The sequence below is a fragment of the Streptomyces sp. NPDC012769 genome, from assembly GCF_042901205.1.
In the GTDB taxonomy this organism is placed as follows: domain Bacteria; phylum Actinomycetota; class Actinomycetes; order Streptomycetales; family Streptomycetaceae; genus Streptomyces.
This window is the reverse complement of sequence record NZ_JBIBCP010000004.1, coordinates 353,281-372,090: the sequence shown is the minus strand read 5'-3', so window position 1 is coordinate 372,090 and position 18,810 is coordinate 353,281. Positions and strand designations below refer to the sequence as shown.

Genomic DNA, 18,810 nt, shown 5'->3' with positions numbered 1-18,810 from the left:
GCGGACGGAGGCCCCCGCGCGAGGCGGCTCGGCCGGAGGCCGGCGCCCGACCGGCTGGGCCCGGCCCGGGCACCTTGACCCCGCACGTCCGTCGTTGTCGGTCTGACACGCCCCGTCCGGGGATACGCTGCGGGGCATGACCAGTGCCGCCTCGCCCGCGTACCGCCGGCTCAGCGTCGAGGAGCGGCGGCTCCAGCTGCTCGACGCGGCCCAGTCGCTCTTCGCGCACCGGCCGCCGGAGGACGTCTCGCTCGACGACGTCGCCGAGGCGGCGGGCGTCTCGCGCCCGCTCGTCTACCGCTACTTCCCCGGCGGGAAGCAGCAGCTGTACGAGGCGGCGCTGCGCTCCTCCGCCGACGCCCTGGAGCACTGCTTCGCCGAGCCGCCCGAGGGGCCGCCGACGGAGCGCCTGGCCCGGGTCCTGGACCGCTATCTGGCCTTCGTGGACCAGCACGACGCCGGGTTCGCCGCGCTGCTGCGCGGCGGGAGCGTCGCCGAGACCTCGCGGACGACGGCGATCGTCGACGAGGTCCGGCGGGCCGCGGCAGAGCAGATCCTCTTCCACCTGGGGGTGGAGCGGCCCGGGCCGCGGCTTGGGATGATGGTGCGGACGTGGATCGCGGCGGTGGAGGCGGCGTCGCTCATCTGGGTCGACGAGGGCAAGCGGCCGCCGGCCGCCGAGCTGCGGGACTGGCTGGTCGACCACCTGGTCGCACTGCTCGCCGCGACGGCCGCGAGCGACCCGGAGACGGGCGAGGTGGTGGCGCGGCTGCTCGCCCAGGAGACGGCGACGGGGCCCGTCGGCACCCTCGCCAGGAACGTGATCCCGGTGGTGAGCGAGGCCGCGCACCTCCTGTGAGCGGCGCGGAGGGGACACTGGTGGGGTGAAGAGCGAGAACACCCCCTTCCGCGGCGGCCCCCTCGACGGCCGGGAGCTGCCGGTCCTGGTCGGCCCGACCGGTCACCCGCCCAAGTGGTACGAGGTGCCGGTCCCGGCCCATGACGGGCACCCCGCGACCGTCCACGCCTACCGCCGCGAGCCGGCCGGCTACACCAGGCGGCTCGGGCTGCAGCGGGGCTGGGTGTACGTGTACGCGCCGGAGGGGCGGGAGCGGCGGGAGCTGAAGTGGCCGTGGTCCAAGCCGAACCCCTCCCCTGGTCCCACTGCTCCGAAGGAGTGACGGGGCGAAACACCCGCCCGATCATCACTTCATCACACGATCGATCGCGTCATCATCCCCCTATCCCCTGGAGGTGGTGACGTGCACGTGCCCGGACGACTGCTGCGCACGGTCTGTACGGCGGTGCTGGCCGTGACGACGACCCTGGCCGGCACCGCGGCCACGGCCGCCCCGCCCGACGAGGGCGACAGCTCCGTCGGCGGACTGCTCACCCGGCTCCGCACGCTCTACCAGGACTCCGAACGAGCCGGTCAGGCCTACACCGCGGCCGGCGAGGCACTCACGAGACAGACGGCCGAGACCCGCAAGGCCACGGCCGAACTGACCGCCGCGCGGCGGGCGCTGGCCCGCGGCCGGGACGAGGCCGGCCGCCTCGCACGCCGGCAGTACCAGGGCCGCTCCGAACTCTCCCCGTATCTGGGCCTGCTGCTCGCCCCCGACCCCCAGCGCGCCCTGGACCAGGGCCGTCTGCTGGCCCGCGCGGCCCGCGAGCGGGCCGGGGTGGTCGCCCGCCTCCAGGCAGCGGAGAAGAAGGCCGACGCGCTGGCGACGGCCTCGCGCAAGGCCCTGGAGCGCCGGCAGGCCCTCCTCGCCGACCGGAAGAAGCACAAGGAGACGGCCCAGGCGAAGCTCCGCGAGGTCGAGCGGCTGCTCGCCTCGCTCTCCGCCGACCAGCTCGCCCGGCTGAACTCCCTCGAGAAGACCCAGACGGCCGGCGCCCAGAGCCAGCTCCTCGGCTCCGGCGCCCTCGACGGTGCCCGCACGCCCTCGGCCGGCGGCGCCGAGGCCCTGCGCTTCGCGGTGCGCCAGATCGGCAAGCCGTACGAGTGGGGCGCCGAGGGCCCCGACACGTACGACTGCTCCGGCCTCACCCAGGAGGCCTGGGCCGCCGCCGGCCGCACCGTGCCCCGCACCAGCCAGGAACAGTGGGAGACCCTCCCCCGCGTGCCCCTCACCCGGCTGCGCCCCGGCGACCTGGTCGTCTACTTCCCCGACGCCACCCATGTCGCGCTCTACCTCGGCGACGGCCTCGTCGTCCACGCCCCCCGCCCCGGCGCCCGGATCAAGGTCTCCCCGCTCGCCGCCAACCCCCTCCTGGGCGCGGTCCGCCCCGACCCGGCCGGAGAGCCCCTGAAGACCTTCGTGCCGCCCGAGCTCCCGGAGGGGGCCACGGACGGCACGGACGAGGGGTTCGACGGGTCTCAGGCTCCGGCGGCGGGGGCGACCGAGGCCAGGTAGGCGGCGGTCCTGTCCGGCTCGTAGAAGAAGTTCTCGAAGTCGGCCGGGTCGTTGAAGCCGTTCGCGAAGCGGTCGGCGACCGGCTGGAGCTGCCCGGCCGCCCCGATGAGGTTCAGGACGTGCTCCGGCGGGACGCCCAGCATCGCGTTGGTCCACTTGGTGACGTGCTGGGCGGTGTCCCAGTAGCGGTCGAAGGTGGCCTGCATCCACGTCTCGTCGAAGGGACGGTCGCCGTGCTCCACGATCGCGGCGAGGTACGCGGCGGCGCACTTGGCGGCCGAGTTGGAGCCCTGGCCGGTGATCGGGTCGTTGGCCACGACCACGTCGGCGACGCCGAGGACCAGGCCGCCGGACGGGAGCCGGCCGATCGGCTTGCGGACGGTGGGGGCGTAGCGGCCGGCGAGGGTGCCGCCGGCGTCGGTCAGTTCGACCTTGGTGGCGCGGGCGTACTCCCAGGGCGTGAACCGCTCCATCAGCTCCAGGGTGAGCGCCAGGTGGTCGGCCGGGTCCTTGACGCCCTGGAAGACGTCCAGCGGGCCGCCGGGGATGCCCTCCCAGAAGAGGATGTCGGCGCGGCCGGAGGTGGTGAGGGTCGGCATCACGAACAGCTCGCCGACGCCCGGCACCAGGTTGCACCGCACCGCGTCGAAGTCCGGGTGCTCCGGGCGCGGGCCCAGGCCGTGCACGTAGGCGACGGCCAGCGCGCGCTGCGGCGCGTCGTACGGGGAGCGGGCCGCGTCCCGGCCGAACATGGAGACCAGCTCGCCCTTGCCGGCCGCGACGAGCACCAGGTCGTAGCCGCGGGAGAAGTAGTCCAGGTCGCCGACGGCCGCGCCGTGGATGACGAGCTGGCCGCCGCGCTGCGCGAAGGTCTCCATCCAGCCGGCCATCTTCACCCGCTGGTCGACGGACTGCGCGTAGCCGTCGAGCTTCCCCACCCAGTCGATCACCCGGGCCGACTCCGGGCCGGCGACGGACACGCCGAGGCCCTCGATCCGCGGGGCCTGGGACTCCCAGAAGTTGAGGCCCAGGTCGCGCTCGTGCTGGAGCGCGGTGTCGAACATGCACTGGGTGGACATGACCCGCCCGGAGCGGATCTCGTCCGCCGTGCGGTTGGACATCAGGGTGACTTCGTAGCCCTTCGACTGCAGTCCGAGGGCGAGCTGGAGGCCGGACTGACCGGCGCCGACTATGAGTATCTTCCGCATGGGTGACCTTGGGGGTGTGCTCGGGGGGAGGGTGTGCTGGGGAGGGTGCCGGGGGGCGCCCGGGTGAGGCGGGGTGCTCGGCGAGGGGACTACTCGGGCGTGGCCTCGAGGGCGTGCTCGACCATGGCGAGCAGCGTCTCCACCACGCTGTACCGCTTGCGCGCGTCCATGATCAGGACCGGCACGTGCGGCGGGACGGTCAGGGCCTCCCGGACGTCCGGCACCTCGAAGCGCTCGGTGCCCTCGAAGTGGTTGACGGCCACGATGTACGGCAGGCCGCAGCTCTCGAAGTAGTCGAGCGCGGGGAAGCAGTCGGTCAGCCGGCGCGTGTCGGCCATCACGACCGCGCCGATCGCGCCGCGCACCAGGTCGTCCCACATGAACCAGAACCGCTGCTGCCCCGGCGTCCCGAAGACGTACAGCACCAGGTCGTCGTCGAGCGTGATCCGGCCGAAGTCCATCGCGACGGTCGTGGTCAGCTTGTCGGGCGTGGCGGTGAGGTCGTCGGTCTCCTCACTGGCCCGGGTCATCAGCGCCTCGGTCTGGAGCGGGGTGATCTCCGAGACCGCGCGGACGAAGGTGGTCTTGCCGACGCCGAAGCCGCCCGCGACGACGACCTTGGTCGCGATCGGGGCGCGGGTGTGGTCCAGCTGCCAGTCCTGGGCGCCCTCTTCGGGGTCGGGGACCGGCTCCGGAGCCTCGGGCTGGGCGGGGATTCCGGCGATCACCGGCGTTTCAGAGACGGCGGAGTCCACTCAGCACCCTTTCGAGCAGCGCGCGGTCGGGCTGGCCGGTGGCGTGACCGGTCCCGTACACACGGATCTTTCCCTGGTCGGCCAGGTCGCTGAGCAGCACCCGGACGACACCCAACGGCATCTTCAGGAGCGCCGAGATCTCCGCGACCGTCCGCATCCGGCGGCAGACCTCGACGATGGCCCGCATCTCCGGCATCAGTCCGCGCGCGGCGGGCCCGCCGTCGGTCAGGACCTTGCGGCCGGGTCCGGCCTCGAGCGCGGCCACGAAGGTCTCGACGAGGAGGACGTGGCCGAAGCGGGTGCGGCCGCCGGTGAGGGAGTAGGGGCGGACCCGGGAGGGGCGGCGCCCCTCCCCCCGTATCGGCAGCCGGTGGGCATGGGCGGCGGCGGCGGTCACTGGGCACCCTCCGCGGACGAGGCCGACTTGGCCAGCTCGCTGCGGAGTTCGGGCGTCAGGACGTGTCCGGCGCGGCCGACGAAGAGCGCCATGTGGTACGCGATGACGCTCATGTCGCAGTCGGGCGCGGCGTGCACGCCGAGCAGCGAGCCGTCGCTGATCGACATGACGAAGACGCTGCCCTCCTCCATCGCGACCATGGTCTGCTTGACCCCGCCGCCGTCCATCAGCCGGGCGGCGCCCACGGTGAGGCTGCCGATGCCCGAGACGATGGTGGCGAGGTCGGCGCTGGAGCCACGGGGGCCGGCGGTCCGGTCGGCCGCGGGCGCCCCGGTCTGGACGTCCGGGTCCGACGACAGCAGGAGCAGCCCGTCGGAGGAGACGACGGCGACGGAGCGGACGCCCGGCACCTCCTCGACCAGGTTGCCCAGCAGCCATTGCAGGTTGCGGGCCTCGCTGCTCAGTCCGAATGTTCCGGTCGCAGTCAACTGCGTGCCTCCTCGACTGTGTCCCCCGTCTTCTCCGTGTTCCCATCGGGCCGTGCGGTCCGTGCGGCGCGGATCTCGGCGGCCACGTCGCGGCGGCCGTCCTCTGCTCCTCGCTGGAAGCCGCCGAGCCGCTTGCGCAGCGCCTCGGCGTCCACGCCGCCGCTGCGTATGGGCGCGGCGGGGGTGGCGGCCTGTCGCACTATCCGCGGCGTCCGCTTGGGCAGTCCCTTGTCGGTGACCCGCTCCCACTGGCCGGGACGGGGCCCGGCGGCGTCGGCCTCGGGCGCGCCCAGCGGCTCCTCGGCGGCCCGGTCGTGGGCCTCCGGCTCGGCCGGCGGGTCGGGAAGGCGCACCTGCAGGGTGGTCTCGGCGACGGACTCGCGGGCGGGCGCGGGGTCCTGGTCCCGCGCGGGGTCCGCTTCCGACGCGGGGTCCTGGTCCGGCGCCGGGTCCGCTTCCGGCTCGGGGGCCTCGTCCTGGGCCGGCTCCTGGTCCTGGTCCTGGGCCGGCTCCTGGGCGTGGGCCTGGTCCCGGTCCCGGTCCGGCTCCTGCGCCCGGTCCTCAGCCGGCTCCCGGGCCGGCTCCGGCTCCTGCGCCTGGTCCGCCTCCGCGATGGCGCGTTCGGCGGCCTCCACCAGCGGGTCGCGGTGGCGCGAGGGCAGCGTGTTGGAGTTGGCCTCGGCGGCGGAGCCGGGGAGGTTGAGGACGGGGGCCGGGGTCACGCCCGGGACCGTGACGGTCGGGGGGACCGCGGCGGCCGGCGGGGTGGTGGGCAGCAGCGGCAGCGGCAGGACCACGACGGCCGCCACGCCGCCCTGCTTCTGCTCGCGCAGCTCCACCCGCACACCGTGCCGCGCGGCGAGCAGCGCCGTGACGCGGATGCCGAGACCCTCGCCCTCGGTGTCGGTGATGTCGGGGTCGGCCAGGCGGGCGTTGAGCTCGGCGAGCCGGGCGGGGGCGATGCCGATGCCGCCGTCCTGGACCGAGAGCATGACCTCGCCGGACTCCAGGAGCCAGGCGGAGAGCTGGACGTGGGAGTCGGGCGGCGAGAAGGAGGTGGCGTTCTCCAGGAGTTCCGCGACCAGGTGGCTCAGGTCGTCCGCGGCGAACCCGGCGACCTGGGCGTGCGGCGGCAGCGACTGGATGCTGACTCGCTCGTACCGCTCGATCTCGCTGACGGCGGCGCGCAGCACGTCGACGAGCGGGACCGGGCCGGGGTGGCCGTGGTGGTGCTCGTGGCCGGCGAGGACGAGGAGGTTCTCGCTGTGGCGGCGCATGACAGTCGCCATGTGGTCGAGCTTGAAGAGGGTGGCGAGCCGGTCGGGGTCCTGCTCGCGCTCCTCCAGCTTCTCGATGACGCCGAGCTGGCGCTCGACGAGCCCGAGGCTGCGCAGCGAGAGGTTGACGAAGGTGTGCCGGACGGTGCCGCGGAGCCGTTCGAGCTCGGCGGTGAGCCGGGCGCTCTGGCCCTGGAGTTCGGCGCGCTGGGCGGCGAGCTCCGCGGCGAGGGCGTCCCGGGCCTCGGCCAGGTCGGCGCGCTCGCCGTCGAGCTGCTCGGCCCGCGCGGCGAGGTCGGCGAGCCGGCCCTGAAGGGTGTTGAGGGACCGTACGACCTGGGCGAACTCGTCGTTGCGGCCGGTGAAACGGACTGCTTCCTCGGCGTGCGGCTCGGGCGCGGCCGCGAGCCGGGCGGCGCCGATGCGGACCACGGCGAGCGGCCGGGTGAGGCTGCGGGCCACGTAGGTGGAGATGCCGACGGCGACGAGCAGGCAGCCGCCGAGGAGCGCGATGCGCAGTTCGAGCGCGGTGATGTCGTCCTGGCGGAGCTCGGCGAACCGCTCGGCGCGCTCGGCGGCGAGGGCGGACTCGACGCCCCGCATCTGCTCGATGCGGGCGGAGAGCGCGGCGTCGAGCTTGGCGGGGTCGGTGTCCAGCTCGGACTCGGAGAGTTCGGGCCGGTCGGTGAGCCGGGCCAGGTAGCGCTCGGCGCTCTTGACGTCGGGTCCGGTGACGGTGGCGGCCAGGGAGTCGCGGGCGGAGTCGCCGGCGGCCTGGTCGAAGTCGGCGAGGGCGGCGAGTTCGCGGACCCGGGCCTGCTGGGCGGCGGCGGCGAGCGCGTTCCTGGCCCGCTCGGCCTCCTCGGCGCCGTCGGGCTCGGCGGTGACGTAGGTGCCGGTGGTCGGGTCGTAGCGGGTGCTGCCGGTGGACTCGGGCCGGGGGACGGCGAGGGCGGCGAGGAGGAGGCCGCGCTCGGCGGAGGCCTGCTCGGTGGCGCGGCCGAGGGCGGCCGGGGCCCGGACGCCTTCGGCGGCGCGGGCCGGGGTCTGCTCGGCGAGCCGGTCGGCGAGGTCCTGGAGCTTGGCGATGACCTCCGTGTAGGCCCGGTGGGCCTCCAGGGCGCTGCCCTTGCCGGTGAGGGCGGTGCGGCGCAGGGAGGGCACGGCGGCGAGCTCGCGGCGCAGGTCGGCGGGGGCGGCGTCGCGGATCTCGTCGATCTGGCGGTCGACGCGGGCGGACCGGACGCTGGTGACCTGGCGCTTCTTCCGGTCCCCCGACCCGTTTCCGCTGCCGCTCCCGGAGCCTTCCGAGCCGCTGCCGGACCGCTCGCCGGGCTGGTCGTCGCGGCCCGCGGCGATGTACGCGACGACCTCGTCGCGCTCGTCGGACAGGGAGTGGGCGAGGGTGACGGCCTGGCGGTCGAGTTCGGCGAGGGAGACGAGGCGCACGGTCTCGTCGAGGTCGCCGGAGGCGGTGAGGATCGCCGGGGCGCCGGCGGCGAGGACGGTCACGCCGACCAGGGCGACTCCCGCGACGAGCCGGCTGCGGACCCGCTTGGTCCGGCCGGTGGCAGGGGGCTCCGCGGGCACGCCGGGGGTCTGCGGGTCACCGGGGGTCTGGCTCCGCGCGCCGTTGTTGCTCCCAGGCCGCTTCTTCTGCACCGGTGCTCGCATCCTTGACTCGTCCCGCCATGAAGCAGAGGTGACGACCGGTCACATGTAAGAGCCCCCACCCCTGGTGTGTCTTCCGACCATTTCAGCGGTTCTGGTCAGGGGACTCGCATCGGCCGCTCCGCCACCCGAACGAGTGAACAACACTCATGAGTTGGCGAACAACTCTCGCCGGTGGCCGCCGGGGCGCCGGGCTTACCCCCGGTTGGATCTTCCGCGCGGCCTTTGGCAGGATGCCCGCCCGCAGGTCGCCGGAGCCCCCGGTTCCGGCCCTTCGCCGCCCTCGCGCCCCGTTGGTACAGGCCAGATTCCGCCGTTTGGAGGCGTCGTGAAGGAGCGATGCGTGCCGGGCGGGTGCGCGGCAGACTGTGGATCATGCGTACGGAAGCGGCGACCCTGCCCGGCAGTCCCGAACGGCCCAACGAGGACTGGGTGGCCACGGCTCTGCCCGCCTCGGGGACGGGGGGCGTGGTGGTGGTCCTCGACGGGGTGACGCCGCCGGCGGGCGAGGACGGTTGTGTGCACGGCGTGCCGTGGTTCACGACCCGACTCGGGGGCGCTTTGACGGAACTGTCCGCTTCGCGACCGGATCTGACGCTGCCGGAGATCCTGTCGCTCGCAATCCGGCGCACCGCGGACACGCACCGCGGTACCTGTGACCTTTCTCACGTCCGTACGCCGCAGGCGACGGTGGCCCTGGCCCGCTGGGACGCGACGACGGTGGAACACCTCGTGCTGTCCGACGCGGCCCTGCTGCTCCAGGCTCCCGGCGGAGCGGTACGGGCGGTGCTCGACGACCGGCTGGGCCGCGTCCCGGTCGAGATCCTGCGCTCCCGGGAGGCGACCGACCGGCTGCGCAACCAGGAGGGCGGCTTCTTCACGGCGGCCGCCGACCCGGCGGTGGCCGACCTGGCCGTGGTCGGCACGACGCCGAGGTCCGAGGTGCGCGCCCTGGCGGCACTGAGCGACGGAGCGACCCGCTGGACGGACCTCTTCGGGCAGGGCGACTGGGCGGACCTCTTCGACGTCCTGACCGAGGAGGGGCCGAGCGGTCTTCTGGGCCGGGTCCGGGCGCTGGAGACGGCGCGGACCCGCGCCGGCGGGATCCTCCGCGGCAAGCTGCACGACGACGCGACCGCCGTGCTGGCCTTTCTCTGAGGGCTCGGTTCACCTCCGGAGCGCTTGAGCCGGACTCACAGCGCCGGCCGGAGACCCCCCTCAGCCCTCCGCCGCCCGTACGTTGAAGTGGTGGAGCAGTCGGGCCAGTTCCGCCACCTCGGCGCGGTCCCAGTCGGCGAGCTTGCGGACGTACCGCTCGCGGCGGGCGTCGCGGACGTGGCGGAAGCGGCCCTGGCCCTCGTCGGTGAGGCGGACCAGGGAGGCGCGGCCGTCGGCCGGGTCGGGGTCGCGGGCAACCAGGCCGAGCTCCTCCAGGGCGCGCAGCTGGCGGCTCATCGTGGCCTTGCCGACGCCGAAGTAGCCGGCCAGGTCGGTGGCGCGCTGGGGTCCCGCCTCGTCGAGGCGGACGAAGAGTCCGTAGGCCGCGGGCTCCAGTTCGGGGTGGACCTCGCGGGCCATCTCGCCGGACTGGGCGCGGGCGCGGCGCAGAAAGACCGCCAGCTCGCGTTCCAGGGCGAGGAATTCCTGGTCCACACCACTCCCGTTCTTGGGTTCGGCTTCACTCCCCGTACCGCTTCCGTGCACGTCAGCACCCCTCGCGCGCTTTCCGCTCGGTGAAAGTTTCTTCCGGTCGCGGCCATCGCCGCAGCTCCTTCAGTATTTCGCAGGAGTAGACCAACGGCGGCCGTCGGGCCCTCTTCCGCCGGGGGGTCTACGTGCGTAGCGTCGTGCCCGGCGCCATCGCCTGACATGTCCACACCAGAGCATGGCGCCGCACCCCCGCTCCCCACCGAGCCTTTCGGAGGCACGCAATGCGTGTGCACAGATCCGGAACGTCCCTCGCCGGCGCCGCCCTCGCGGCCCTGGCGCTCCTCCTCCCCCTCACGCTCTCCGGCACCGCCAGCGCCGCCCAGGACGACCCGGGCGCCCGGCAGGTCCCGGCCCGCGGTTCCGCGTACATGGGCATGGGCGTGATCGCGCACGACGGCCAGGGCGGCAAGCCCGGCGGCATCTCGATCCAGGCCACCCAGACCGAGGGTGTCGACGTCTCCAGCCACCAGGGGAACGTGGACTGGCCGAGGCTGTGGAACAGCGGGGTGCGCTGGGCCTACGTCAAGGCGACGGAGGGCACGTACTACAAGAACACCTACTTCACGCAGCAGTACAACGGCTCGTACAACGTGGGCATGATCCGCGGCACGTACCACTTCGCGACGCCCGACACGACGACCGGGGCCGCGCAGGCCGACTACTTCGTGAACAACGGCGGCGGCTGGTCCAGGGACGGCAAGACGCTGCCGGGGGCGCTGGACATCGAGTGGAACCCGTACGGCGCGACCTGCTACGGCAAGACGCAGGCGGGGATGGTCGCCTGGATCCGGGACTTCGTGAACCGCTACAAGTACCGGACCGGCCGCGACCCGGTGATCTACACGGCGACCAGCTGGTGGAAGCAGTGCACCGGCAACTACGGCGGCTTCGCCACCACGAACCCGCTGTGGATCGCGCGGTACGCGACGACGGTCGGCGAGCTCCCGGCCGGCTGGAGCTACTACACGATGTGGCAGTACACGTCGTCCGGCCCGATCGTGGGCGACCACAACCACTTCAACGGCGACCTCTCGCGCGTACAGGCGCTCGCGAACGGCTGACGGCCGGCCTCGCCCTGCGGGCCTCCCGGGTGTGCGGCACACCCGGGAGGCCTTGCGTATTGGTATGGACCAATGCGACCCTCGGGTCGGCACCGTCGCACGGGTCAACTCCCGCGCGCGGACCGCACGTTGCTCGTCCCGTACTCCCCCACGCACGAGAGAGAGCCGCCGCATGCCGTCCCACCGCCGCACCTCAGCCGCCCTCGCCGCCGCACTGGCCGCCGCGGCGCTCACCGCCCTCACCCCCACCGCCGCCCAGGCCCACGGCGCCGTCTTCGACCCGGTCAGCCGGATCGCGGCCTGTTACGCCGAGGGGCCGGAGTCACCCGACTCCCAGGTCTGCAAGGACCTCGTCGCCGACTCGGGCACCCAGCCCCTCTACGACTGGAACGAGGTCAACGTCGCCAACGCCGACGGCAACCACCGGGCGCTCATCCCGGACGGGAAGCTCTGCTCGGCCAACCGCGCGAAGTACCGCGCCCTCGACTGGGCCCGCACCGACTGGCCCGCCACGGCGGTCGCACCCGGCACCTTCGGCTTCAGGGTCCGGGTCACGGCCCCGCACTCCGGCACCATGACGATGTACGTCACCCGGCAGGGCTTCGACCCGACGCAGCCGCTGAAGTGGTCCGACCTGGACGCCACCCCGGTCGCCGTGCACACCACCACCCGCACCGCGACCGACGGCCACTACGCCTTCTCCGGCACCCTGCCGGCCCGCACCGGCCGCCATGTCGTCTACATGGTGTGGCAGCGCAACGACAGCCCCGAGGCCTTCTACAGCTGCTCGGACGTCGTCTTCGGCGGCGCTGCGGCGGCCGGCACCCGGGTCGTGACTCCGGCGGCCGAGGCGCCGACCGAGGCCCAGCTCGCGGACGGTGCCGCGTTCTCGACGGTCAGCCACGCCGGTCACGGCGGCGACGAGGCGGCGCCGGCCCTGTCCGCCGACGCGGCCGGATCCCCGGCCTCCCCGCTGCCGCTCGCCCTCGCGGGCGCCGGAGCCCTGGCCGCCTTCGGCGCGGGCAGCCTGCTCCTGACCCGCCGCCGCGGCGAGAACTGACACCCCACACGGCTCACGGAGGGGCGCCCGCACCGGGCGCCCCTTCGGGTGTCGAATTCGCGCCATCCGCACCAGGACGGGTGGGAGTGCGTGCTTCCGTGGACAAGGTTCAGGAAAGCTCTGTGCGAACGGCCGTCAGCGCACCGTCGTCCGACCGTGAAGGAGTGCACTCCATGCGCCAGGAACCGCCGTGGACCTACCACCGGGGAGAAGGGCCGCGCACGTTCGGCGTGGAGGAGGAACTGCTCGTCGTCGATCCCGGGACCGGGGTCCCCCGGCCGCTCGCCGGGACCGTCGCCGACATCGCCGCCTGGCACGCCGACGTCCATCGGCGGGCGGACCGGGTCGAGCCGGCGAAGACCGAGCTGTTCTGCGAGATGCTGGAGATCGCCACCCGCCCCTGCGTCTCCTCCGCCGAGCTCGACGAGCAGCTGCGACAGGCCCGGCGCGCGGCCGCGGCCGCCGCCAAGGAGGCGGGGGCGGCCGTGGCGGCCCTCGCGACCGCGCCGGTGCGCTTCGAGCCGCTCCTCAACCCCGCCGAGCGCTATCGGCGCATCGAGGACCGGTTCGCCCGGCTCGTGGACGACAAGCTCACCTGCGCCTGCCACGTCCACGTCCATCTCACCTCCGCCGAGGAGGGCGTCGGCGTGCTCGACCGGATCCGGCCCTGGCTCGCCCCGCTGCTCGCGCTCAGCGCCAACTCGCCGTTCTGGCAGGGACGCGACACCGGGTACGCCAGCTGGCGCCACCAGCTCTGGTCGCGCTGGCCCATGAGCGGGCCGAGCGAGCTGTACGGCGACGCCGCGACGTACGAGGAGACCACGCGGGCGATGCTGGCGACCGGGGTGCTCGTCGACGACCACATGGTCTACTTCGACGCCCGGCTCTCGCGTAGCTACCCGACGGTCGAGGTCAGGGTCGGGGACGTGTGCCAGCAGGTCGAGGACGGCGTGCTCCTCGCCGTCCTCGTGCGGGCCCTGGTGGAGACCGAGGCCCGGGCCTGGCGGGCCGGCCGGGACGCCGACCCGGTGTCGACGGCGGTGCTGCGCCTGGCCGCCTGGCGGGCCAGCCGGCACGGCCTCGGGGACGAGCTGCTGCATCCGCTGACCTGGCGGCCCGCCCCGGCGGCCGCCGTCCTGGAGGCCCTGCTCGACCACGTCACCCCGGCCCTGGAGGCCGTGGGCGACCTGGACCGGGCGGTGCGCGGCGTCGAGCTGCTGCTCTCCCGGGGCACCGGAGCCGACCTCCAGCGCGCCGCGTACGCCAAGGAGCCGGGCCTGGGCTCGGTCGTCGTCGATGCCGTGCGCCGCACCGTCCCGGACTGAGCCGGCGGCGGGACGCCCTCCGCTTTCGGGAGAGGCGCCCCGCCCGCGGCGGGCGGCGCGGGCGTCAGGCCGCCGCGCCCACCGCGACCTCGGCCGGGGTGAGGGCGATCTCCAGGACCTGCCGGACGTCCGTCACCGGGTGGACCTCCAGCTTCTCCAGGATCTCGGCCGGGACGTCGTCCAGGTCGGCCTCGTTCCGCTTGGGGATCACGACGGTCGTGATGCCCGCGCGGTGGGCGGCGAGCAGCTTCTGCTTCACGCCGCCGATCGGCAGGACCCGGCCGGTCAGGGAGACCTCGCCGGTCATCGCGACGTCCGTGCGGACCAGTCGGCCCGACAGCAGCGAGGCCAGGGCCGTCGTCATCGTGATGCCCGCGCTCGGGCCGTCCTTCGGGACCGCGCCCGCCGGGAAGTGGATGTGCACGCCGCGGTCCTTCAGACCGGTGACGGGCAGCTCCAGCTCCGCGCCGTGCGAGCGGAGGAAGGACAGCGCGATCTGCGCGGACTCCTTCATCACGTCGCCCAGCTGGCCGGTGAGGGTCAGTCCCGCCGCGCCCGTCTCCGGGTCGGCGAGCGAGGCCTCGACGAAGAGCACGTCGCCGCCGGCGCCGGTCACCGCGAGCCCGGTCGCGACGCCGGGCACCGAGGTGCGCCGCTCGGACGGGTCCTGGGCGGACTCGGGCACGTGGTGCGGCCGGCCGATCAGCCCGCGCAGGTCGTCGGCGCCGATGGTGAAGGGGAGCTCCCGCTCGCCCAGTTCGTGCTGGGCGGCCACCTTGCGCAGCAGCCGGGCGATCGAGCGCTCCAGGGTGCGGACGCCCGCCTCCCGGGTGTACTCGCCGGCCAGCCTGCGCAGCGCGGACTCCTCCAGGACGACCTCGCCGGCCTCCAGGCCCGCCCGCTCCAGCTGCCGGGGCAGCAGGTGGTCACGGGCGATGACGACCTTCTCGTCCTCGGTGTAGCCGTCGAGCCGGACCAGCTCCATCCGGTCGAGCAGGGCCTCCGGGATGGCCTCCAGGACGTTCGCCGTCGCCAGGAACACGACGTCGCTCAGGTCGAGTTCGACCTCCAGGTAGTGGTCGCGGAAGGTGTGGTTCTGCGCCGGGTCGAGGACCTCCAGGAGCGCCGCCGCCGGGTCGCCCCGGAAGTCGGAGCCGACCTTGTCGATCTCGTCGAGCAGGACCACCGGGTTCATGGACCCGGCCTCCTTGATCGCGCGGACGAGACGGCCGGGCGCCGCGCCCACGTAGGTGCGCCGGTGGCCGCGGATCTCCGCCTCGTCCCGGACGCCGCCGAGGGCGACCCGGACGAACTTGCGCCCCATGGCGTGGGCCACGCTCTCGCCGAGCGAGGTCTTGCCGACGCCGGGCGGGCCGACCAGGGCGAGCACGGCGCCGCCGCGCCGGCCTCCGACGACGCCGAGGCCCCGCTCGGCGCGCCGCTTGCGCACCGCCAGATACTCGGTGATGCGCTCCTTCACGTCGTCCAGACCGGCGTGCTCGGCGTCCAGGACGGCCTTGGCGCCCTGGATGTCGTACCGGTCCTCGGTCCGCTCGTTCCACGGCAGTTCGAGGACGGTGTCGAGCCAGGTGCGGATCCAGGAGCCCTCGGGCGACTGGTCGCTGGCCCGCTCCAGCTTCTCGACCTCCTTCAGGGCCGCCTCGCGGACCTTCTCGGGCAGGTCGGCGGCCTCGACGCGGGCGCGGTAGTCGTCGGACTCGTCGCCCTCGCTCTCGCCGTTGAGCTCGCGCAGCTCCTTGCGGACCGCTTCGAGCTGACGGCGCAGCAGGAACTCGCGCTGCTGCTTGTCGACGCCCTCCTGGACGTCCTTGGCGATGGTCTCGGCGACGTCCTGCTCGGCGAGGTGGTCGCGCAGCTGCGTGGTGGCGAGCCTGAGGCGGGCGACGGGGTCGGCGGTCTCCAGGAGCGCGACCTTCTGCTCGACGGTGAGGAAGGGCGAGTAGCCGGAGTTGTCGGCGAGGGCGCCGACGCCGTCGATCTGCTGGACGCGGTCGACGACCTGCCAGGCGCCGCGCTTCTTCAGCCAGCTGGTGGCCAGCGCCTTGTACTCCTTGACGAGTTCGGTCACGGCGCCGGGCAGCGGGTCGGGCAGGGTCTCCTCGACGACGGTGCCCTCGACCCACAGGGCGCCGCCGGGTCCGGTGGTGCCGGCGCCGATGCGGACACGGCCGAGGCCGCGGATGAGCGCGCCGGGGTCGCCGTCGGACAGCCGGCCGACCTGCTCGACGGTGCCGAGGACGCCGGTCCCGGCGTAGGTGCCGTCGACCCGGGGCACCAGGAGCACCCGGGGCTTCGCGTTCCCCCCGCGCGCGGCGGCCTGGGCGGCCTCGACCGCGGCCCGCACGTCGTTGTCGGACAGGTCCAGCGGCACCACCATTCCGGGCAGCACGACCTCGTCGTCGAGCGGCAGCACAGGCAGAGTGAGCGGCACGGACGCCATGGACTCAGAAGCCATGATCTCCCCTTCGGCAGTCAAGTTGAGCTATGTGGACTCAATGCACCTGCGCCGCGGAATGTTCCCCACCGCGTGTTCGCTCTGAGCGATCACCCTCCCACACACCGCGAACAGGCGATGTAATGCCCTCATGGATATCGCAGCCATTACATCGGCCTGGGTGGCCGGCTGGACCGTCTCCCGGGGCACTCCGGCCGCCGTCGTCGAGCCCTGGGGATACCGGATCGAGGTGGGGCACCCCCGGCATCCCTTCCGGCACGTGCTGCCCCACCCGGACGCGATGTCCGTCGGAAAGCTGTGCGCGGACATCACCGAGCCGTGGGCGTGGCTCAAGGTGATGGCGACGCCCGAGGAGGTGGCGCCGTGGATCACCGAGGGGTGGACGATCCCGGACGACCCGGGCTTCATGATGACCAAGACGCTGGACCCGTCCGCCCGCCCGGCGCCTCCCGAGGGCTACGCCCGGACGACGGAGACCCGTGACGGGGTGATCCGGGTCCGGATCCTCGCGCCCGACGGCACCCTCGCCGCCCGGGGACAGATCGCCCCGACCGGGGCGACCGCCGTCGCCGACCAGATCGAGACGGACCCGGCCCACCGCCGCCGGGGCCTCGGTGCCAATGTGATGCGCACCCTGGAGGCCGCCGCGGCGCAGGCCGGCGCGACGACCGGTGTCCTGTCGGCGACCACGGACGGGATGGCGCTCTACGACTCGCTCGACTGGTACCACCGGGGCCCGCTGACCGGCATCGTCCGCACCGGTTGAGCCGTTCCGGCTGCGCCGGGGCCGGGTGAGCGGGCATGCTCGGCTCATGGAGTACGGGAAGCGGTACGGGGCCGGGGCGTTGCTGGCCTCGGTCGTCGCGCTCGTCGCCGTGGCCGGCTGCGGCCAGGCACCGACGGCACCGGACGACCGGCCGGACACCACCATGAGCATCCCGCCGGCGCCGAGCGGACCGGCCGACGGCACGACGACGGCCACGGCCACCGCGGGCGGTGACGGCGACGAGCCGGCCCCTCAGGAGGTGCTCGTCGAGGTCGTCGTCAACGGCGGCCTCGCGGGCGTCGTCAACAAGCTGGTCGTCCACCACGACGGCAGCTACACGCTCCGCTCCGGCACCAAGCCCGCCCGGGAGGGCCGGATGAGCGCCGCCGGGGCGGCCGAGCTCCGCGCCGCCCTGGAGGACCCGGCGTACGCGAAGGTCCCGGCCCGCCCCACCGGAGGGGCGACGGTGGCCGACGGCTTCACGTACTACATCACCCACGCCTACCGGCTCGTGGTCGCCCGGGACGGCGAGGACCGGCCGGCCGCCCTCCAGCGCGTCCTCGACGCCCTGCCCGGCGGCGGCCCGCCCACCGCTCCCTGACCCCACCGCGCGGGCCCCCGGGGCTCGTTGAGCGTTTGCCCCGGCCGCCCGCGACCGCCCAGGATGGCCGGGACGAACACGTACACATCGAGCCACGGAGTGAGCATGACCAGCCCCGTCACCCTCGACCGCCGCGAGGGCCCGTACGGAGAAGTCGTCCTGCGGCAGCGCGACAGCCACTACGAGATCATCGCCAACGGCACCTTCCTGATGGACACGTCCGACGGCCGCTCCGAGCGGCTCCTCATGGACGCGGCGCTCGACGCCCTGCCCGGCGGCCTGCACGGCCGTGCCGCCGTCCTCGTCGGCGGGCTCGGCGTCGGCTTCTCCCTCGCGCACGCCGCCGCCGACCCCCGCTGGGGCCGGATCGTCGTCGCCGAGCGCGAGGAGGCGATCATCGACTGGCACCGTGAGGGTCCGCTCGCCGCGATCTCGGGTCCCGCGCTCGCCGATCCGAGAACCGTGATCCTGCACACGGACCTCGTCACGCATCTGCGCACCTCGCCCGACACGTACGACGCCCTGTGCCTCGACATCGACAACGGGCCCGACTGGACGGTCACCGCGGACAACGAATCCCTTTACTCCGCCGAGGGTTTGGCGGCCTGCGCGGCCCGGCTGAACCCGGGCGGAATCCTCGCGGTGTGGTCGGCGCGACCCTCCGCCGATTTCGAAGAGTCGTTGCGGAATGCCGGATTCAGCGGGGTACGGACGGAAGAGGTCCCCGTTGCCCGGGGCGTCCCCGATGTGGTCCACCTCGGTGTCCGGCCCGCCTGATCACCTGCGTAGCCTTGACGCCGCCGGTGCCTCTAGGCTGCTGCACCGACATCGGCGACGCGAGGCGGGGCAATGGAGCAGACACACACCACTCACCACGGTGCGGCGACCACTCCGGGGGCCCAGCGGCGCGTCCTTGTCGTCGAGGACGACGCGACGATCGTCGAGGCCATCTCCGCGAGACTGCGCGCCGAGGGCTTCCTGGTGCAGACCGCGACCGACGGGCCGGCCGCCGTGGACGCCGCCGAGGCGTGGCAGCCGGACCTGATGGTGCTCGACGTGATGCTGCCGGGCTTCGACGGCCTGGAGGTGTGCCGCCGGGTGCAGGCCCAGCGTCCGGTCCCGGTCCTGATGCTCACCGCACGGGACGACGAGACGGACATGCTGGTCGGCCTGGGGGTCGGCGCCGACGACTACATGACGAAGCCGTTCTCGATGCGCGAGCTGGCCGCCCGGGTGCACGTGCTGCTGCGCCGGGTGGAGCGGGCCGCGCTCGCGGCGGTGACCCCGCGCAGCGGGATCCTGCGGCTCGGCGAGCTGGAGATCGACCACGCGCAGCGCCGGGTGCGGGTGCGGGCGGAGGACGTCCACCTGACCCCGACCGAGTTCGACCTGCTGGTCTGCCTGGCGAACACGCCGCGCGCGGTGCTCTCCCGCGAGCAGCTGCTCGCCGAGGTGTGGGACTGGGCGGACGCCTCCGGCACCCGCACCGTGGACAGCCACATCAAGGCGCTGCGCCGGAAGATCGGGGCCGAGCGCATCCGCACGGTCCACGGCGTGGGATACGCGCTGGAGACCCCGGCGCCGTGATCCGGCGG

General features: G+C 74.0%; 18 protein-coding genes. 11 read left to right on the top strand and 7 right to left on the bottom strand.

Annotated elements, in window-relative coordinates; genetic code table 11:
- Positions 1-136 precede the first annotated feature (136 nt).
- The 3 genes from ACFY7C_RS23005 (at position 137) to ACFY7C_RS22995 (ending at position 2,420) form a co-directional block, all read left to right on the top strand.
- Positions 137-859 carry a TetR/AcrR family transcriptional regulator gene (locus ACFY7C_RS23005; RefSeq protein WP_389653698.1) on the top strand — a complete coding sequence of 241 codons (723 nt, stop codon included), beginning with the start codon at positions 137-139 and terminating at the stop codon, positions 857-859.
- 25 nt (positions 860-884) lie between these two features.
- Positions 885-1,181, top strand: a complete 297-nt coding sequence (locus ACFY7C_RS23000) for a hypothetical protein (protein WP_389653695.1) — start codon at positions 885-887, stop codon at positions 1,179-1,181.
- Positions 1,182-1,268: 87 nt separating this feature from the next.
- Complete coding sequence (locus ACFY7C_RS22995; protein WP_389653692.1) at positions 1,269-2,420, top strand: NlpC/P60 family protein; 1,152 nt, start codon at positions 1,269-1,271, stop codon at positions 2,418-2,420.
- Here ACFY7C_RS22995 and ACFY7C_RS22990 read toward each other — a convergent pair.
- From ACFY7C_RS22990 to ACFY7C_RS22970, 5 genes are all read right to left on the bottom strand, one after another.
- Positions 2,384-3,628: a styrene monooxygenase/indole monooxygenase family protein gene (locus tag ACFY7C_RS22990; RefSeq protein WP_389653689.1), complete on the bottom strand. Its 1,245-nt coding sequence runs from the start codon at positions 3,626-3,628 to the stop codon at positions 2,384-2,386. The genes ACFY7C_RS22995 and ACFY7C_RS22990 overlap by 37 nt on opposite strands.
- Before the next feature lie 89 nt (positions 3,629-3,717).
- A complete protein-coding gene (locus ACFY7C_RS22985) occupies positions 3,718-4,383 on the bottom strand; it encodes an ATP/GTP-binding protein (protein WP_389653686.1) in 666 nt (221 codons plus the stop codon).
- On the bottom strand, positions 4,364-4,780 hold the full coding sequence (locus ACFY7C_RS22980) for a DUF742 domain-containing protein (protein WP_389653683.1): 417 nt from the start codon (positions 4,778-4,780) through the stop codon (positions 4,364-4,366). Before ACFY7C_RS22980 ends, ACFY7C_RS22985 begins: the two co-directional genes overlap by 20 nt.
- Complete coding sequence (locus ACFY7C_RS22975; protein WP_389653680.1) at positions 4,777-5,268, bottom strand: roadblock/LC7 domain-containing protein; 492 nt, start codon at positions 5,266-5,268, stop codon at positions 4,777-4,779. The genes ACFY7C_RS22980 and ACFY7C_RS22975 overlap by 4 nt, the downstream gene beginning before the upstream one ends.
- Complete coding sequence (locus ACFY7C_RS22970) at positions 5,265-8,207, bottom strand: nitrate- and nitrite sensing domain-containing protein (protein ID WP_389653677.1); 2,943 nt, start codon at positions 8,205-8,207, stop codon at positions 5,265-5,267. Before ACFY7C_RS22970 ends, ACFY7C_RS22975 begins: the two co-directional genes overlap by 4 nt.
- 384 nt (positions 8,208-8,591) lie before the next feature.
- Here ACFY7C_RS22970 and ACFY7C_RS22965 point away from each other — a divergent pair, with 384 nt between their 5' ends.
- Complete coding sequence (locus ACFY7C_RS22965) at positions 8,592-9,374, top strand: hypothetical protein (protein ID WP_389653674.1); 783 nt, start codon at positions 8,592-8,594, stop codon at positions 9,372-9,374.
- Positions 9,375-9,434: 60 nt separating this feature from the next.
- Here the strand turns inward: ACFY7C_RS22965 and ACFY7C_RS22960 are convergent, their stop codons facing one another.
- On the bottom strand, positions 9,435-9,920 hold the full coding sequence (locus tag ACFY7C_RS22960; RefSeq protein WP_389653671.1) for a MarR family winged helix-turn-helix transcriptional regulator: 486 nt from the start codon (positions 9,918-9,920) through the stop codon (positions 9,435-9,437).
- Between the two features lie 227 nt (positions 9,921-10,147).
- Here ACFY7C_RS22960 and ACFY7C_RS22955 point away from each other — a divergent pair, with 227 nt between their 5' ends.
- The 3 genes from ACFY7C_RS22955 to ACFY7C_RS22945 all read left to right on the top strand — a co-directional run bounded on the left by ACFY7C_RS22955 (position 10,148) and on the right by ACFY7C_RS22945 (position 13,372).
- Entirely contained in the window at positions 10,148-10,987 is an 840-nt protein-coding gene (locus tag ACFY7C_RS22955; protein ID WP_389653668.1) for a lysozyme, read from the top strand.
- Between the two features lie 172 nt (positions 10,988-11,159).
- Entirely contained in the window at positions 11,160-12,047 is an 888-nt protein-coding gene (locus tag ACFY7C_RS22950) for a lytic polysaccharide monooxygenase (protein WP_389653666.1), read from the top strand.
- 173 nt (positions 12,048-12,220) lie between these two features.
- Complete coding sequence (locus ACFY7C_RS22945; protein WP_389653664.1) at positions 12,221-13,372, top strand: glutamate--cysteine ligase; 1,152 nt, start codon at positions 12,221-12,223, stop codon at positions 13,370-13,372.
- Between the two features lie 64 nt (positions 13,373-13,436).
- On the opposite strand, the gene lon is transcribed toward ACFY7C_RS22945, so the two are convergent.
- Complete coding sequence (gene lon, locus ACFY7C_RS22940; RefSeq protein ID WP_389653661.1) at positions 13,437-15,848, bottom strand: endopeptidase La; 2,412 nt, start codon at positions 15,846-15,848, stop codon at positions 13,437-13,439.
- 130 nt (positions 15,849-15,978) lie between these two features.
- Here lon and ACFY7C_RS22935 point away from each other — a divergent pair, with 130 nt between their 5' ends.
- The 4 genes from ACFY7C_RS22935 (at position 15,979) to ACFY7C_RS22920 (ending at position 18,802) form a co-directional block, all read left to right on the top strand.
- Positions 15,979-16,614 (top strand): GNAT family N-acetyltransferase, encoded by a 636-nt coding sequence (locus tag ACFY7C_RS22935; RefSeq protein ID WP_389653658.1) that lies wholly within the window; start codon positions 15,979-15,981, stop codon positions 16,612-16,614.
- Between the two features lie 46 nt (positions 16,615-16,660).
- Positions 16,661-17,215 (top strand): hypothetical protein, encoded by a 555-nt coding sequence (locus tag ACFY7C_RS22930; protein WP_389653655.1) that lies wholly within the window; start codon positions 16,661-16,663, stop codon positions 17,213-17,215.
- A gap of 105 nt (positions 17,216-17,320) precedes the next feature.
- Positions 17,321-17,992: a spermidine synthase gene (locus ACFY7C_RS22925; protein WP_389653652.1), complete on the top strand. Its 672-nt coding sequence runs from the start codon at positions 17,321-17,323 to the stop codon at positions 17,990-17,992.
- 72 nt (positions 17,993-18,064) lie between these two features.
- Complete coding sequence (locus tag ACFY7C_RS22920; protein ID WP_132913532.1) at positions 18,065-18,802, top strand: response regulator transcription factor; 738 nt, start codon at positions 18,065-18,067, stop codon at positions 18,800-18,802.
- Positions 18,803-18,810: the final 8 nt, after the last annotated feature.

What these genes read in the sequence shown, in the direction of transcription:
- ACFY7C_RS23005 (WP_389653698.1), top strand. Translation starts at nt 137, where the DNA reads ATGACCAGTGCCGCCTCGCCCGCGTACCGCCGGCTCAGCGTCGAGGAG.
- ACFY7C_RS22990 (WP_389653689.1), bottom strand. Translation starts at nt 3,628, where the DNA reads ATGCGGAAGATACTCATAGTCGGCGCCGGTCAGTCCGGCCTCCAGCTC.
- ACFY7C_RS22965 (WP_389653674.1), top strand. Translation starts at nt 8,592, where the DNA reads ATGCGTACGGAAGCGGCGACCCTGCCCGGCAGTCCCGAACGGCCCAAC.
- ACFY7C_RS22955 (WP_389653668.1), top strand. Translation starts at nt 10,148, where the DNA reads ATGCGTGTGCACAGATCCGGAACGTCCCTCGCCGGCGCCGCCCTCGCG.
- ACFY7C_RS22950 (WP_389653666.1), top strand. Translation starts at nt 11,160, where the DNA reads ATGCCGTCCCACCGCCGCACCTCAGCCGCCCTCGCCGCCGCACTGGCC.
- ACFY7C_RS22945 (WP_389653664.1), top strand. Translation starts at nt 12,221, where the DNA reads ATGCGCCAGGAACCGCCGTGGACCTACCACCGGGGAGAAGGGCCGCGC.
- lon (WP_389653661.1), bottom strand. Translation starts at nt 15,848, where the DNA reads ATGGCTTCTGAGTCCATGGCGTCCGTGCCGCTCACTCTGCCTGTGCTG.
- ACFY7C_RS22935 (WP_389653658.1), top strand. Translation starts at nt 15,979, where the DNA reads ATGGATATCGCAGCCATTACATCGGCCTGGGTGGCCGGCTGGACCGTC.
- ACFY7C_RS22930 (WP_389653655.1), top strand. Translation starts at nt 16,661, where the DNA reads ATGGAGTACGGGAAGCGGTACGGGGCCGGGGCGTTGCTGGCCTCGGTC.
- ACFY7C_RS22925 (WP_389653652.1), top strand. Translation starts at nt 17,321, where the DNA reads ATGACCAGCCCCGTCACCCTCGACCGCCGCGAGGGCCCGTACGGAGAA.
- ACFY7C_RS22920 (WP_132913532.1), top strand. Translation starts at nt 18,065, where the DNA reads ATGGAGCAGACACACACCACTCACCACGGTGCGGCGACCACTCCGGGG.